Source organism: Sphingomonas sp. BK481 (assembly GCF_014194875.1).
In the GTDB taxonomy this organism is placed as follows: domain Bacteria; phylum Pseudomonadota; class Alphaproteobacteria; order Sphingomonadales; family Sphingomonadaceae; genus Sphingomonas; species Sphingomonas aerolata.
This window is the reverse complement of sequence record NZ_JACIAP010000014.1, coordinates 1-14238: the sequence shown is the minus strand read 5'-3', so window position 1 is coordinate 14238 and position 14238 is coordinate 1. Positions and strand designations below refer to the sequence as shown.

Sequence of the window (14238 nt, the reverse complement as noted above, 5' to 3'; positions counted from 1 at the left end):
CGCGGCGCTCCCCAAAACAAAAAGGGCCGGAGGGAAACCTCCGGCCTTTTTCGTGTCCAGCGAAGCGCCCAGCCCTACCCCAGAATAGCCGCCGCCCGATCCGCCAGCCGCGCGATCGCCGCGCGGTGGATCCCGCGCGTGCTCGCGACGACCCCGAACGCCTGCGGGCGCGGCTTGTTGAACACCAGCGGGATCCCGACTGCGTCGGTCACTGCCGCGCCGGCCTCGCTCGCGACCAGCGCGGCGGCGGCGATGTCCCACTCATTACCCCAGCGCAGCGTCGCCACCAGGTCGGCACGGTCGGCCGCGACCATCGCGATCCTGAGCGCGATCGAATTGGGCTTGTCGACCACCACCAGATCGCGATCCGCCTTGGGCAGCGCATCGGTCGGCACGCGCGATCCGGGAAAGTCGGTGCGCGATCCGGCCTGCAATGCCGCACCGTTGAGCGTCGCGCCTTCGCCCAGCGCCGCCGACCAGATCTCGCCTCGCGCCGGCGCATCGAGCACGCCGATCACCACCCGCCCGCGCTCGACCAGCGCGATCGACACGCACCAGCCCGGACGTGCCCGGATATAGTCGCGCGTGCCGTCGATCGGGTCGACGACCCAGAGCCGGTCGCGCGCGAGTCGCGCGGGATTGTCGGCGGTTTCCTCCGACAGCCAGCCGGCGTCGGGCAAAAGTGCGGACAGCCGCACCTTCAACATCCGGTCGATATCGATATCGACCTCACACACCGGGCTGCCCGGGGTCTTCTCCCAGCGGTGGAAATCGGTCCCGAACCGCGCGAGCGCCATCTGCCCGGCTTCGGCAGCGATAGATTCAACCGCCTCGCGCAACGTCGTGACGGGACCCGGGGGCGGTTCAGCCACTCGCCACCGTCATCCCCTCCACGCGCAACGTGGGCACGTTGATACCGTAGCGGAATTCGAGGTCGTTGGCGGGGGTCATCGCCAGGAACATGTCCTTCGCATTGCCCGCGATCGTGAATTCGGCGACCGGCCCGGTGATGACGCCATTCTCGATTCTGAAACCCGCCGCGCCACGGCTGTAATCGCCGGTGACGCCGTTCGCGCCGCCGCCCATCAGTTCGGTGACATAGACGCCCGACACGATATCCTCGATCAGCGTCTCGGGGGGCATCGTGCCCGCTTCCATGAAGACGTTGCTCGTCGACACGCCCGGCGCGCCGTTGACGCCGCGTGCGGCATGGCCGGTCGGCTCGAGCCCCAGTTGGCGTGCCGAGGCCGAGTCGAGCAGCCAGCTTTCGAGCATGCCGTGCTCGATGATAGCGGTCGGCGACACCGGCAGGCCTTCGCCATCGAACGGCCGCGACCGCAATCCGTAAGGCCGATGCGGATCGTCGCGGATCGTGATGCCATGCGCAAACACCTGCGAGCCGAGCGAATCGAGCAGGAAGCTGGTCTTGCGCGTGATCGCCTGCCCCGCGATCGCCGCGATCAGATGGCCGAGCAGCGAGCTGCCGACACGCGGATCATACACCACCGTCATCGGCCCGCTCGCGAGCCGCCCCGGATTCAGCCGCGCGACTGCCTGCTCGCCCGCGCGCTGCCCGATCGCCTCGGGCGATTCGAGATGCTGGCGGTGCCGCACGCTATGATAGGCATAGTCGCGCTGCATCGCGCCGCCCTCGCCCGCCAGCACGCTCGCCGACACGCCATAGGCGGTCGAGGCATAGGCACCCGCGAATCCATGGCTGGTGGCCAGCGCCCAGACGCTGCTCGACGCGCTCGCGCCGCCGCCTTCGCTGTTCGTCACACCGGGCACCGCGCGCGCCGCATCCTCCGCTGCAGTCGCCGCATCGCGCAGCTGCTCGGGCGAGACCTCACCGTGATCGGCAAGCCCGAGCATCGGCGGTACGCCGTGCAACAGGCGGTTTTCGGGGGCGAGGCCGGCCCAGGCGTCCTCGGGGGCCTCGCGCGCCATCGCCACCGCGCGCGCCGCGAGCGCGTCCATCGCCGCGGACGACAGGTCGGAGGTCGAGACGCTCGCCGACCGCTTGCCGACGAACACGCGCAACCCCAGGTCCTCGCTTTCCGACCGGCCGATATCCTCGAGCTTGCCGAGGCGGATCGAAACGTCGAGCGAGGCATCGGCGGCGAAGACCGCATCGGCGGCGTCCGCGCCGGCGGCCTTGGCGCGCGCTACGATGTCATGGGCGCGGTCGCGGGCTTGATCGGGTGTGAGCATGTCGCCGATCTAGGGTCACAGGCTCGTGCCGACAACCACGCAGGCGAGGAAGATCAGCAACCCGGTGAAGCGGTTGGCGCGGAATCGGGCGAGCGCGCCGGCGCCGTCGTCCGCGCGCAGCGTGACGACCTGCCACCCCAGATGCAGCGCGGCGGGCGCCAGCGCGGCGATCGCGAGCGGATCGGGCCGCATCGTCCAGAACGCCGCCGCCCAGAACCCGACCGCGATCGCATAGAAAATCCCGACCCCCGCCTTTACATGCCGCCCCATGCGCAAGGCGGACGACCGGACGCCGATCATCGCATCGTCCTCGCGGTCCTGCAGCGCATAGATCGTGTCGTAGCCGATCACCCAGGCGATCGACCCCGCATAGAGCAGCCACATCGGCAACGTCAGCGCGCCGGCGATGTCGCTCCACCCGACCAGCAACGCCCAGCTGAACACCAGCCCGAGCCATGCCTGCGGCCACCAGGTGATGCGCTTCATGAACGGATAGGCGGCGACCGGCGCGAGGCTCGCCAGGGCGACGACCGCGGCGAGCGGCGTCAGCTGCAGCAGCACGACCAGCCCGACGAGCGCCAGCACGCCCAGCCAGATCCACGCCAGCCGCAACGAGACGAGCCCGCTCGGGATCGGTCTCGCGCGCGTCCGCGCGACCTGCGCGTCGAGATCGCGGTCGACGATGTCGTTGAACACGCAGCCTGCGCCGCGCATCGCGATGCTGCCGAGCAGGAACCACGCGATCAGATCCCAGCGCGCCCACGCCCCGCCCGCCAGCGCGATCCCCCAGGCGCCGGGCCAGAACAACAGCCACCAGCCGATCGGCCGGTCGAACCGCGCGAGCAGCGCCAGCCCGCGCAGCGTCGGCGGCAGCCGCGCGACCAGGCCGCGATGTTCGCTGTCGGGGACGATGTCCAACGGGCTCGGTGTGGTCTGCATGACGCGGGGCGTAGGAAGACGGCGTTTGGCGCGCAAGCCCGCAGCGGCTAGGATAGCGTCAGTGTCGCGTTCGAACCCCTTTGCATGATCGGCCTGTCGGTCGCGGTCGGCCGTTTCGTCGAGGCGCTCTTCTGGGGCATCTTCCGCGTCGCCGGCGCGGTCGCGGGCGCGCTGATCCTCGGCATCGCGGTCGCGATCATCGTATGGATCGTCGCCCGCAAACTCTGGAACCGCCGCTAACCAATCCCCCTGACGGCGGAGGATAGCGAACGAGCGAAACGCCCTCCCCGCATGCGGCGGGATTTGCTAGGCCCCCGCCATGCCTGCAACCCCAGCCTGGCCGCCGCAATCCACGCCGCGGCTGTTCGTCGACACCCCGCTCAGCCCCGGCCCGCTGCCGGTCGACGGCCCCGCCGCGCATTATCTCGCCGGCGTCATGCGGCTGAAGATCGGCGACCCGGTCAAGCTGTTCGACGACCGCACCGGCGAATGGCTCGCCACCGCGGCCAGCGTCGGCAAGCGCGACCTCGTCCTCGACGTGACCGAACGGCTCCGCGAACGCGAGGCGGTACCCGATCTGTGGCTCTGTGCCGCGCCTATCAAGAAGGGCCGGGTCGACTGGCTGGCGGAGAAGGCGTGCGAGCTCGGCGTCGACCGGCTCGTCCCCGTCGTCACGCGGCGCACCGTGGTCGACAAGCCCAATACCGACCGTCTGCGCACGCACATGATCGAGGCGGCCGAGCAATGCGGCCGCACCGCGCTGCCGCAGGTCGCCGAACCGGTCAAGCTCGCAGCGTTGCTCCGCGACTGGCCCGCCGATCGCACGCTGTTCTTTGCGGACGAGACGGGCGGCGCGCCCGCGCTCGCGGCAATGCGCGCGCATGCCGGTCCCGCGGCGATCCTGATCGGCCCCGAGGGCGGTTTCGACGCCGACGAGCGCGCGGCGATTCGTGCGCACCCGCAGGCGGTCGGCATCGGGCTCGGCCCGCGCATCCTCCGCGCAGAAACCGCAGCGGCGGCGGCGGTCGCGCTATGGATGGCGGCGGCGGGCGATTGGGCGGCCGAACCGCCCGTCCCGTCACCCGTCGCGTGACATTGCTACCGACCGGTCCGAATCCCCTCTAGCACCCTCGTTCATCGCCGCGTAAGGCGCGGCGATGACGAGCAAGACCGCCCCTGCAAAGACCAGCCCGACGATCGAGTCGCGCGACCAGTTGATCGCCAGCTTCGCGCGCGGTGAAAAGCCCAAGGACCGCTGGCGGATCGGCACCGAGCACGAGAAATTTGTGTACGCGAAGGACGACCATCGCGCGCCTTCGTACACCGAGGCGGGTGGCATCCGCGCGCTGCTCGGCGAGCTCGAGCAATATGGCTGGGCCCCCGTGTTCGAACGCGGCCCCGACGGTACCGAGAACGTCATCGCCATGACCGGTGCGGACGGCAGCATCAGCCTCGAGCCCGCGGGCCAGTTCGAACTCTCGGGCGCGCCGCTCGAGACCCTTCACGAAACCTGCGCCGAGACCGGCCGCCATCTCGAACAGGTCAAGGCCGCGGGCGAGAAGCTCGGCATCGGCTTCCTCGGCCTCGGCATGTGGCCCGACAAGACCCGCGCGGAGCTGCCGATCATGCCCAAGGGGCGCTATGCGATCATGCTGCGGCACATGCCGCGCGTCGGCAGCATGGGGCTCGACATGATGCTGCGGACCTGCACGATCCAGGTGAACCTGGATTATGCATCCGAAGCGGACATGGTGAAGAAATTCCGCGTCGGCCTCGCGCTTCAGCCGCTCGCGACCGCGCTGTTCGCCAATTCGCCGTTTACCGAGGGCAAGCCCAACGGCATGCTGTCCTATCGCAGCCATATCTGGTCCGACACCGACCCGCACCGCACCGGCATGCTGCCCTTCGTGTTCGAGGATGGCTTCGGTTACGACCGCTACACCGACTATGCGCTCGATGTGCCGATGTACTTCGTCTACCGCGACGGCAAATATATCGACGCGGCGGGGCTCAGCTTCCGCGACTTCCTGAAGGGCGAGCTCAGTGTCCTGCCCGGCGAGAAGCCGACGCTCGACGACTGGACCGATCATCTCTCGACCGCCTTTCCCGAGGTGCGGCTGAAGACCTTCCTCGAGATGCGCGGCGCCGATGGCGGACCGTGGAACCGGATCTGCGCGCTGCCCGCGCTCTGGGTCGGGCTGCTCTACGATCAGGGTGCGCTCGATGCGGCCTGGGATCTGGTCAAGGACTGGACGATCGACGAACGCCAGTCGCTGCGCGATGCCGTGCCCAAGCTTGGGCTGAATGCGCCGATCGCAGGTGGCGGCCAGTTGCGCGACATCGCTGCACAGGTGCTCGATATCGCGGGTGCCGGCCTGTCGTCGCGCGCACGCCTCAACAAGGCGGGCGACAACGAGACCGGCTTCCTCGACCCGCTGCGCGAGATCGTCCGTTCGGGCAAGGTCCCCGCCGAGCTGCTGCTCGACAAGTATAACGGCGCCTGGGGCGGCGATATCGCCAAGGTCTACGGCGTGGAAAGCTTCTAGGCGCCTGACGCTCGGCGCGACCCGGCCACCCACGCCAGAAGGCGCGGTACCGGTCCGTTGCGCGCCATCCAGTCGCTATAGGCGCGGTAATCGGGGTCGAGGCCCAGATGCCGCTCCTCGGTCCGCGCACGCCAGTAATAGACCCCGCTGACCGCCGCGAGCAGCAGGGTCGCGCGCATCGCGTCGATCGGCGTCCCCGTCGTCAGCACGGGGATCGTCGACAGCCACCAGAACAGGTTCTTCGACAGATAGGCGGGGTGCCGCGACCAGGCATAGGGACCGTGCGTCAGGATCCCGCGGTTGGTGAGATTGGAGAATCGCAAGCCGAACGCCATCGTCGCCCACGCATAGATCGCGGTCAGCACGACCAGCACCGCGCCGATCAGCACCAGCAGGACGGGGTGATACTGGAACCAGACGTCCCATTCCTGCGTGCCCGGGTGATAGTCCATCGGCCCGCCGTCACTCATCAGGATGATCGGCGGATAGCACATCAACGCCGCCATCCACGCCGCCGCAAACGGATTGGCGCTGCGGATATGCGAATCGAGCGGTCGCAGCGTCAGGACATAGCCGACCGTCGCAAAGGCGACGTCGATCAGGAACATGAAGGTGATCAGCCACCTGGCGAGCGCGACAGGGTCGCGCAGGATCGCGCTTGTGTCGCCGCGGATGAACTCGCCAAACCCGCCCGGCACGATCGCGAGCATGAAGGCGAGGAAGAACGCCTTCACTCCCCAGCTGCGCAGGTGGTTGTGGAGCGCAGCACGGTCGACCCCCGGCTGCCCGGTCAGCCATGCCCCGAGCGACCATGCCCCGTCCTTCGGCTCCACCAGATAGCGGTCGAGCCAGAGGACATAGGGGATCGACACGAGCACGAGGATCGGCGCGGCGTTGGTGAAGCACCACATCGCAAAGGCGAAATTCCCCTCCCAATAGAATCGCCCGGTGCCATAGATCACCGCGATCCCCGCCCAGGTCACCCAGAAGGCGGCGAGCTTGGTCAGGCTGACATCGATCGTCTCGCGCCATGGCCGGGGCCGCGACCAGTCCAGCCCGGTGCTCGGCCGGCGATGGACCTTGTCGACCAGCACCGACCACAGGATCATCGGGACCGCGCAGGCGAGCAAATTGACCAGCGCGGCATAGGGCCCGTCCATCCCCCAGCCGCGCGCGCACGCCACCCAGCCGAGCACCCCCGCCAGCCCCGCCAGCCCGGCGCCATGACTGACCGCGGACGCGGGGCGCGGATCCGCGGCGCGGCGACGCTGCAGGGTCAGGCTCGTCGTCTCGGGAAGCACAGGCGCGTCGGACATGGCGCCAGGGGTAGCCGATTTTTGTCAGCAAACCATGAACCATCCTGCCCCGGCTTGCACCACCCCACGACCCGCGCTATCGCGACCCTACACCTTCTGCCACCCGTCTCGCCTTCGCGACGGTCAGAGCGGGGGCGCAGGCCGCGGCAACGCCGGCTTCGCGGGTATAGTACAATGGTAGTACAGCAGCCTTCCAAGCTGAATACACGGGTTCGATTCCCGTTACCCGCTCCATCGTTTCCAATAGCGCCGACCAGTCTCGACGGGCGTGACCCGATCATTGCCTGACTATGCCGTGAGATGCGCTGTTATAAGCAGCGATAGCCGGCATGGCGAACTCTCTGCCTCACAGCACCCGCCCCGCCGCATTTTGTGATTGTTCGAAATCCGGCTGCCCATTCCGATTTTGACATGACCCATTTGCTGATTTCTGGTAGCTCTATAGCGCATATTACCGATGATTTCGGGATGAAATACTATTAGCAAGTCTTTTCAACGATGGGACGTCGACTTCACCCTCTCGCTTCACAATCGAACCGGGAAGTATTTTATCGGCAGGGACATTATCGACACGCTGCCGGAGGTATTTCGCAGCGTGAAGATATGGAGACTTCCCGAAAGGGTCGGCGTCAATGCCTTGTCCCGCAAAGTCATCGGTCGATTATGGGCCGAAGAAGATCGCCTCAGAACCCGGTATCCTAGGCTGGTGCCGCGACAGCGGAGCCGACGCGCGGTACTTCATCTTGATCCGATGACCGTGCTGGGCTGGCACGTCGCGTCGCATGATGCCGTGCTGTGCCATGATCTCGGCCCCCTGACGCATCCCGAGCTCTTCGCCCCGTCCGTCACCGCGCTCTACGAGCGGGTCTATGCACGCATCGCCGAACGCCAGCCCCGCATGGCCTTTGTCAGCCAGGCATCGCGGACAGCATTTCAGCGGCTCTATGGCACCGGGTCCCCCGCCACCGTGATCTATCCACCGATCCGCACCGGCGTGGCGGGTGGCGCGCAACACGCCGTGGACGGCGTCGAAGGCCTGTTTCTGCTGACCGTGGGCAGCATCGGGCGCCGCAAGAACCAGCTGGCCAGCATCCGCGCATTCGCACGTGCGGGCCTCGCCGATGCGGGCTATCGCTATGTCATCTGCGGCAGTCGCGAGCCGGGATCCGAGGCCGTCATCGCCGAGGCGGAGCAAACCCCCGGCGTCATCCTCCTGCCCTATGTCTCGGACGAACAGTTGCGCTGGCTCTATGCGCATGCGCGGGGGTTCGTGCTGGTGAGCCTTCTCGAAGGATTCGGCGTCCCCGTCGCGGAAGCGATGCGCAACGGACTGGTGCCGCTGATCAGCGCCAACAGCGTCCTCGAAGAGGTCGCGGGACCAAGTGCGATCGCGGTCGATCCGCACTCCGTCGAGGCCATCGCCGCGGGAATGACACAGCTCGCCGAACTCCGCCCGGACCAGATCGCAGCACGGCGGGTCGATCTCGAGGCGCGTCTCGACGCGTTCTCGATGCCGACCTTTGTCGATGCGTGGAGGGCCTTTCTGCGTGCCGAGGCCCAGCATCGGCCGGCGCCGCTCGTCGCCTCGCTCTAGCCGACCGAAACGGCGCGACGCGGGACGAGCAGGCGCGCGCTCAGAAAGGCGAGCGCCGGCTTTTCGACGAAGCGGCGGACGACCTCCGCCACGATCAGCGCAGCCCCCACAATACCGACCGCTGCGATCAGTCGCTCGGCGAGCGGCTGGCCCGCCATCAATCGAGAGAGCAGCATGACGACCGGCAGATGCGTGGCATATAGCGGGAAGGAGATATTCCCCAGCCATGTCAGCACGCGCGACTGCTCTCGTTGCCCAAGTGCGCCGAGCAATACGATCATCGGGTTGGCGCACAGGATGTAGAAGAGCGACAGCGGGACGCCAAACCAGGAGACGCCGGGCACGATCATCGGAAAGAGGAGTGCGGCGATCAGGATCACGGGCGCAACATCCGCCTTCACGCGACGCGCCTCGTAGATCCGGTATGCGACCACCCCCATGCAGAAGGACGCCAAGGCCCTGACCGTCGTTGGCACGATCATATCGACCGACTGATAAAAGAAATGGACGCTATTATGCTCGATGGCGATCCAGGTGATCGCGACCGAAAGGACGAAGGCGATCGCGATCAGCCGCCGATTGCCAAGCGCCTTGACGGATACCGCCCAAAGCAGATTGACGAGGATCTCTGCAAAAAGCGACCAGTAGACGCCGTTGAACCAGACCAGATTTTGCCCCTCGAGCCGCGGCAGGACGACGAGGGACAGGGCAAACGCCCGATAGGCGGATGACGCCCCCGGACCGCCCGCCATGCCGAGCGCCACGAGCACGGCCACCACCGATCCGGCGAGCACGCTTGGCCAGAGCCGAACGACCCGTGACACCAGAAAGCGCGCCAGCTCACCCCCGCCCTCGCGCAACCGCCGCTCGTGGGCGAAGGCGAGGACAAAACCGCTAAGACACAGAAAAAAGTCCACCGCGATATTGCCATGGACCGTCATTCCGCTCGGGAACTTCAAGAAGATACCGATATGGTATGCCACGACCATCAGCGCCGCGACCCCCCTCAACCCATCCAGTGCGACAAAGCGACGTTTCGAGTGTTCGGCGGCCCGGACAGGCTGCATATACATTCCCCCAGCGCTTATCCCGATTAGGCGGGGCAAAACACGAATATTAGGAGAACTGTCGGGGGCATCAACAGACAAGTCTATCGTGTTTTTTGACCAAGACCGTCCCAGGTCGACATGATTTCGACGGCTTTACTATTCTGGCGTTCTGATGTTCGCTCGCGCATGACCGCAAGGTGGCCGATCTTCGTTAGCGGGGTGGATCGGATATGGGGCATTTCCCGCCAGCAGGGCCCGCGTGCGCGCCATAGCTTACCCCTCCCCGGCAATGCCGGGGAGGGCGCGATCAAGGACAGAGGTCAGAGGGCGAGGTCGGGGCTGCGGTCCGGCTTGACGCGCATCGCGGCGGGCCGGGGCTTCGTCGCGACATGGACCGCCGGCGAGGCGATGGCGAGTTGCAACGTGTCGGCAGTATTGCCCCAGTGATCGGCGAGCAGTTCGGGATGCTCGTTGAGCTTGATGCCGTAGCTCGGCACGATCTCGCTGATCTTGGCCTGCCAGCCGGCAGTCGACAGCCGGTTCGGAAACACCTTCTTGAGCAGGTCGAGCATGATCGACGGCGCGGTCGATGCACCCGGCGACGCGCCGAGCAGCGCCGCGATCGAGCCGTCCTTCGACGCGACGATCTCGGTGCCGAGCTTGAGCACGCCGCCCTTTTCAGGATCGCGCTTGATGATCTGCACGCGCTGGCCCGCCTGCCACAGGCGCCAGTCACCGTCCTTGGCGCCGGGGAAATACTCGCGCAGCGCCTCCATCCGGTCGGCATCCGACATGATCAGCTGCCCCGCGAGATATTCGACCAGCGCGAAATCGTCCCAGCCGACCGCGACCATCGGCCGGAAATTGTCGATCGTCACCGATGCAGGCAGATCGAAATAGGACCCCTGCTTCAGGAACTTGGTCGAGAAGGTCGCGAACGGTCCGAACAGCAACGCCTGCTTGCCGTCGAGATAGCGGGTGTCGAGATGCGGCACCGACATGGGCGGCGAGCCGACCGCGGCCTTGCCGTAAACCTTGGCGAGATGGCGATGCGTGATCTCCGGCTTGTCCGCGACCAGGAAGGATCCGCCGACCGGAAAGCCGGCATAATCGTCCGCCTCGGGGATGCCCGACTTCTGCAGGATCGGCAGTGCGCCGCCACCCGCGCCGGCAAAGACGAAGCGCGCATTGATGACCTGCTTGTCGTCGGTCTTCATGTCGCGCGCGGTGACTTCCCAGCCGCCCTTGGCGTTGCGCTCGAGCGACCGGACCTCATGCCCCGTCGTCAGCGTGAAGTTCGCCTGCTTGTCGAGCGCGGCGATATATTGCCGCGTCACCGCACCCCAGTCGCAATCCGTGCCGAGCGGCGAGCGGGTCGCTGCAAGCGGCAGCGCCGGATCGCGGCCCTGCATCATCAGCGGCACCCATTTGGCGATCTGGGCGCGGTCGGTGGAGAACTCCATGCCGGAGAAGAGCGGGCTGGCGCCCAGCGCTTCCCAGCGCTTGCGCAGGAAGGCGACATTGGCGTCGTCCCAGACGAGGTTCATGTGCGGGGTCGAGTTGATGAACGTCCGCGGTGCGCCGAGCATGCCGGCCTTGACCTGGTGGCTGAGAAACTGGCGCGTGACCTGGAACTGCTCGTTGATCTCGACCGCCTTGGCGATCTCAACACGGCCGTCGGCCGCGTTGACCGGCGTATAGTTCAGTTCGCACAGCGCCGAATGGCCGGTGCCCGCGTTGTTCCAGCCGCCCGAGCTCTCTTCGGCAACCTTGTCGAGCCGCTCGACCAGCTCGATCGTCCAGCTCGGCTCGAGCTGGCGCAGCAGCACGGCGAGCGTCGCGCTCATGATGCCGCCGCCGATCAGCAGCACGTCGACCGACCGCTCCGTCGTCGCGGCCTGCGCCGGCGACAGGGGGACCATGGCGGAGGACCCTGCGACGCCCGCAACGATCGCCGAGCCTAGAAGATTGCGGCGCGTTACGCCCGTGCCGGCCGCCGGAGCGTCGCCTGACTGCTCGGCGGTCCGCGTGTCGTCGTTCGATCCAATTCGCACTATGATGCCTTTTTCGTTACCGCCTGCCCGCCCCCGATCCCGGCCCCCGAGGGGCGGAGACGGCTAAGGGCGCATCGCCGGATGATGGATGGGCTGCGCAGGATCGGCCGAAAGACGCACAGAAGCGATCGACCGAGCACAACCGTTGCTCAAAGTCCTCGCCCATTTGCAGGAATTTATTGGGAGGCCCGCAAACCAGTAAAATTCACGGGTATCCGAGACTTACATGCCATCGCAGGCGCAATTTTTCAAGCTTTGGATGGCGGAGGGGCGGATCGGGGCCCGCCATGCGCGCCGTATCGAGCCGCGCTACAGCCGGTGCGAAGACGCCCGGTCGGCGCCGGCCGCAGGGATCTTGTTCGTCCGTCCGCCAAGCTCGACCGGTCACCCGGCCGGCTTGCGGATCAGCAATCCACCAGACCCGCGAGCAGATCGCTCATCCGCTGACGCCCGACGACCGACAGCTGGATATGCGATCGTCGACCGTCATTCTTGTCGCGGGTCCGCAGGACGAGACCCGCCTCCTGCAGGATCGCAAGGTAGCGCAGCGCCGTCGCCGAGGGCGCCCGCGCGCCGATGCACACCGCGGACACGCTGAGCTGACGCCCCTCGTGATGCGAGATGAACAGGTCGAGCAGCATGTCCCAGGCGGGTTCGGAGAACAGGTCCGCGCCGAATGCCGCGTCGCGCTGGCGACGCAGTTCGTACAGATGCTTGGCAGCGCTCACCAGGCGGGCGGGATCGACGGCGGCGGGTGCAAGAGCCGGCCCGGGCCGTGCGCCGTTCAAGAGTCGCATGAAAGGAATGGCATAAGACATTTAAAGCCTCAGATGCAGGGCTAAGGAAGGGTCGGGTCCTGGCGGCTCCAGTCGAGATCCCAGCCTCGCGACCGGACCCGTCTGGCATGCCGCATCGTTCCGACGGCGAGCAGCAGGACGATGGGGTAGCTCCACATGACCGACAGGACCGCATAAGCGAGCCGGATCACGTCGGGGTTAATCGCCCGGGCCAGATGCGCTCCGGTCCCCAGTGCATGGAGCGCGGTGACCCAGGCCGGCCAGAACCGATCGGCGTGCAGCGTGATGGCGATCATCACGCCGAGCAGGACGATGTCGACGGTCATGATACCGATCTCGACGTCGACGAACTCGCCTGCGCCGAGCTGGTGAAACATCCGCGTGGCCAGTGCCGCGAGCAGCAGGGCAAGCCCGGTCAGCCGCTCGGGGGCACCGCCACGCCAGAATGCATAGCCGGTCGCCGCCAGTTGCAACGCGTTGAAGATCCAGACGCGGTCCACGTTATCGGGTCAAGCGATCCACCGGCCGCGTCGTCAGGCGGCAACGACGAGGTGCAGCCGCGCATCGTCGCGCAGAGCCCCTTCGTTGGGCGGACACTCGCCCTCGTCACCATAGGCATAAAAGGCACCGAGGCCGATTTCGCTGCGTACCGCGACCAGCGCCTGGTGCGCGTCGACGAAGCGCTGGCGGGCCTTGATCAGATCGGACGATGCATCCGCGACGAGTTGCAGCGCGGCGATCCCGGTCGCGACCGGCAATTTTGCCGCCGCACGCTGCTGCAACAAGGTCGCCACGCACGATGCGGCGAGCAACGCGGCCTGGTCGACCGCTGCCTCTGCCTTTAGAAAGTCCGCGGTGACCCTGTCGGTTGCCTGACGACGTTCCTTCAACATGTCGAATTTCCCACCCCAGCGCGACGAATGCTCGACCCGGGGAGAGGCGGCGCTGCCGCGAACCTGCCTGAACAGGCTCGTCATGGTCATCGTCATCGTCACCAGCGCCACCGTGGTGATCGCCAGCAACGCCATGAGCCCGACCAGCCGGATCAGCCTGTCCCCCTTGGACAGGCGGTTCCGCGCCGCTCCCTCCGGTCCGCCTCCGGGCGTCATCCCCATGAAGCGGCGGACGAGCCCCCATGGATCGTCCTGGCCGACCTGTGGCGGATGCGACGGCGCGCGCGCTACGTCGATTGGTTCGGATGGGAGCCGATCATACGTCGCGACCAGCAGGTCGGACGACGGCATTGGCGACGTCCCGTCCTCCGTCCTGTCGCTCGCGGCCCGGGGCTCGGGCGTGGCGGAGGGCGTGACGCGGGGCTCTGCGGGCACATCGAAATCCCCGGCGGTTTCGTGCCGTTGCAACAGCCGCGCAGCCTCGAACCGCGACCCCGCGCCCAGCATCTGAACCGCGCGCTCGATCCGCTTGTCGATCGCCGACGGCGACACGCCGAGCAGCGCTGCGATCTCCTTCGAATTGTGATGCGTCAGGACCAGTCGAAGACAGGCCCGTTGCGCTTCGGTCAGGAGATCAATGCGGCTGGCAGACATAGACCTACATTAACCGCAATTCCGCGGTTAGGCATCCCTGTTTGAAGCGCGCCGAATGCCGTCGCGGGACGCGTTTTCGCGCACAATGTCGGTCGTGTCCCGCGTGGTGGTGTAGCTCAGCGGTAGTGAAGCTGACCGGCCGCGCGCTATCATCCAGCGCTGTAGCGGCCGGTCAGGTTCACGGG

13 protein-coding genes and 1 tRNA gene are annotated in these 14238 nt (G+C 66.9%); 5 read left to right on the top strand and 9 right to left on the bottom strand.

The genetic code is table 11. The annotated features are described in order from the left end of the window. Positions 1–74: 74 nt before the first annotated feature. The 3 genes from FHY04_RS19235 to ubiA are packed head-to-tail and all read right to left on the bottom strand — an operon-like array spanning position 75 to position 3150. Positions 75–872, bottom strand: a complete 798-nt coding sequence (locus FHY04_RS19235) for a 3'(2'),5'-bisphosphate nucleotidase CysQ (protein ID WP_311725644.1) — start codon at positions 870–872, stop codon at positions 75–77. Next, positions 865–2211: a TldD/PmbA family protein gene (locus FHY04_RS19230; RefSeq protein WP_056407249.1), complete on the bottom strand. Its 1347-nt coding sequence runs from the start codon at positions 2209–2211 to the stop codon at positions 865–867. Before FHY04_RS19230 ends, FHY04_RS19235 begins: the two co-directional genes overlap by 8 nt. A 15-nt stretch (positions 2212–2226) precedes the next feature. Next, complete coding sequence (ubiA, locus tag FHY04_RS19225; RefSeq protein ID WP_183937491.1) at positions 2227–3150, bottom strand: 4-hydroxybenzoate octaprenyltransferase; 924 nt, start codon at positions 3148–3150, stop codon at positions 2227–2229. 84 nt (positions 3151–3234) lie between these two features. Here ubiA and FHY04_RS19220 point away from each other — a divergent pair, with 84 nt between their 5' ends. The 3 genes from FHY04_RS19220 (at position 3235) to FHY04_RS19210 (ending at position 5696) form a co-directional block, all read left to right on the top strand. Then, entirely contained in the window at positions 3235–3390 is a 156-nt protein-coding gene (locus FHY04_RS19220) for a hypothetical protein (protein ID WP_166746254.1), read from the top strand. A 79-nt stretch (positions 3391–3469) separates the two neighbouring features. After that, positions 3470–4243, top strand: coding sequence for a 16S rRNA (uracil(1498)-N(3))-methyltransferase (locus tag FHY04_RS19215; RefSeq protein ID WP_183937490.1), 774 nt, complete (start codon positions 3470–3472; stop codon positions 4241–4243). Between the two features lie 64 nt (positions 4244–4307). Continuing rightward, positions 4308–5696, top strand: a complete 1389-nt coding sequence (locus FHY04_RS19210) for a glutamate--cysteine ligase (protein WP_183937489.1) — start codon at positions 4308–4310, stop codon at positions 5694–5696. Here FHY04_RS19210 and FHY04_RS19205 read toward each other — a convergent pair. Beyond that, positions 5693–7012 (bottom strand): isoprenylcysteine carboxylmethyltransferase family protein, encoded by a 1320-nt coding sequence (locus tag FHY04_RS19205; RefSeq protein ID WP_183937488.1) that lies wholly within the window; start codon positions 7010–7012, stop codon positions 5693–5695. The genes FHY04_RS19210 and FHY04_RS19205 overlap by 4 nt on opposite strands. Positions 7013–7172: 160 nt before the next feature. Between FHY04_RS19205 and FHY04_RS19200 the strand changes: the two genes are divergently transcribed. Beyond that, positions 7173–7246: transfer RNA gene (locus tag FHY04_RS19200), tRNA-Gly, on the top strand. Positions 7247–7763: 517 nt separating this feature from the next. Further along, a complete protein-coding gene (locus FHY04_RS19195; protein ID WP_183937487.1) occupies positions 7764–8606 on the top strand; it encodes a glycosyltransferase family 1 protein in 843 nt (280 codons plus the stop codon). Here the strand turns inward: FHY04_RS19195 and FHY04_RS19190 are convergent. The 5 genes from FHY04_RS19190 to FHY04_RS19170 form a co-directional block, all read right to left on the bottom strand. Further along, positions 8603–9754, bottom strand: a complete 1152-nt coding sequence (locus FHY04_RS19190) for an acyltransferase (RefSeq protein WP_183937486.1) — start codon at positions 9752–9754, stop codon at positions 8603–8605. The two genes, FHY04_RS19195 and FHY04_RS19190, sit on opposite strands and share 4 nt — an antisense overlap. Positions 9755–9975: 221 nt before the next feature. Then, complete coding sequence (mqo, locus tag FHY04_RS19185; protein WP_311725637.1) at positions 9976–11709, bottom strand: malate dehydrogenase (quinone); 1734 nt, start codon at positions 11707–11709, stop codon at positions 9976–9978. A 404-nt stretch (positions 11710–12113) separates the two neighbouring features. After that, positions 12114–12506 carry a hypothetical protein gene (locus FHY04_RS19180; RefSeq protein WP_042467029.1) on the bottom strand — a complete coding sequence of 131 codons (393 nt, stop codon included), beginning with the start codon at positions 12504–12506 and terminating at the stop codon, positions 12114–12116. 41 nt (positions 12507–12547) lie between these two features. After that, positions 12548–13006 (bottom strand): hypothetical protein, encoded by a 459-nt coding sequence (locus FHY04_RS19175; RefSeq protein ID WP_042467030.1) that lies wholly within the window; start codon positions 13004–13006, stop codon positions 12548–12550. Between the two features lie 33 nt (positions 13007–13039). Next, a complete protein-coding gene (locus FHY04_RS19170; RefSeq protein ID WP_183937485.1) occupies positions 13040–14053 on the bottom strand; it encodes a sigma factor-like helix-turn-helix DNA-binding protein in 1014 nt (337 codons plus the stop codon). Between the last annotated feature and the right edge of the window lie 185 nt (positions 14054–14238).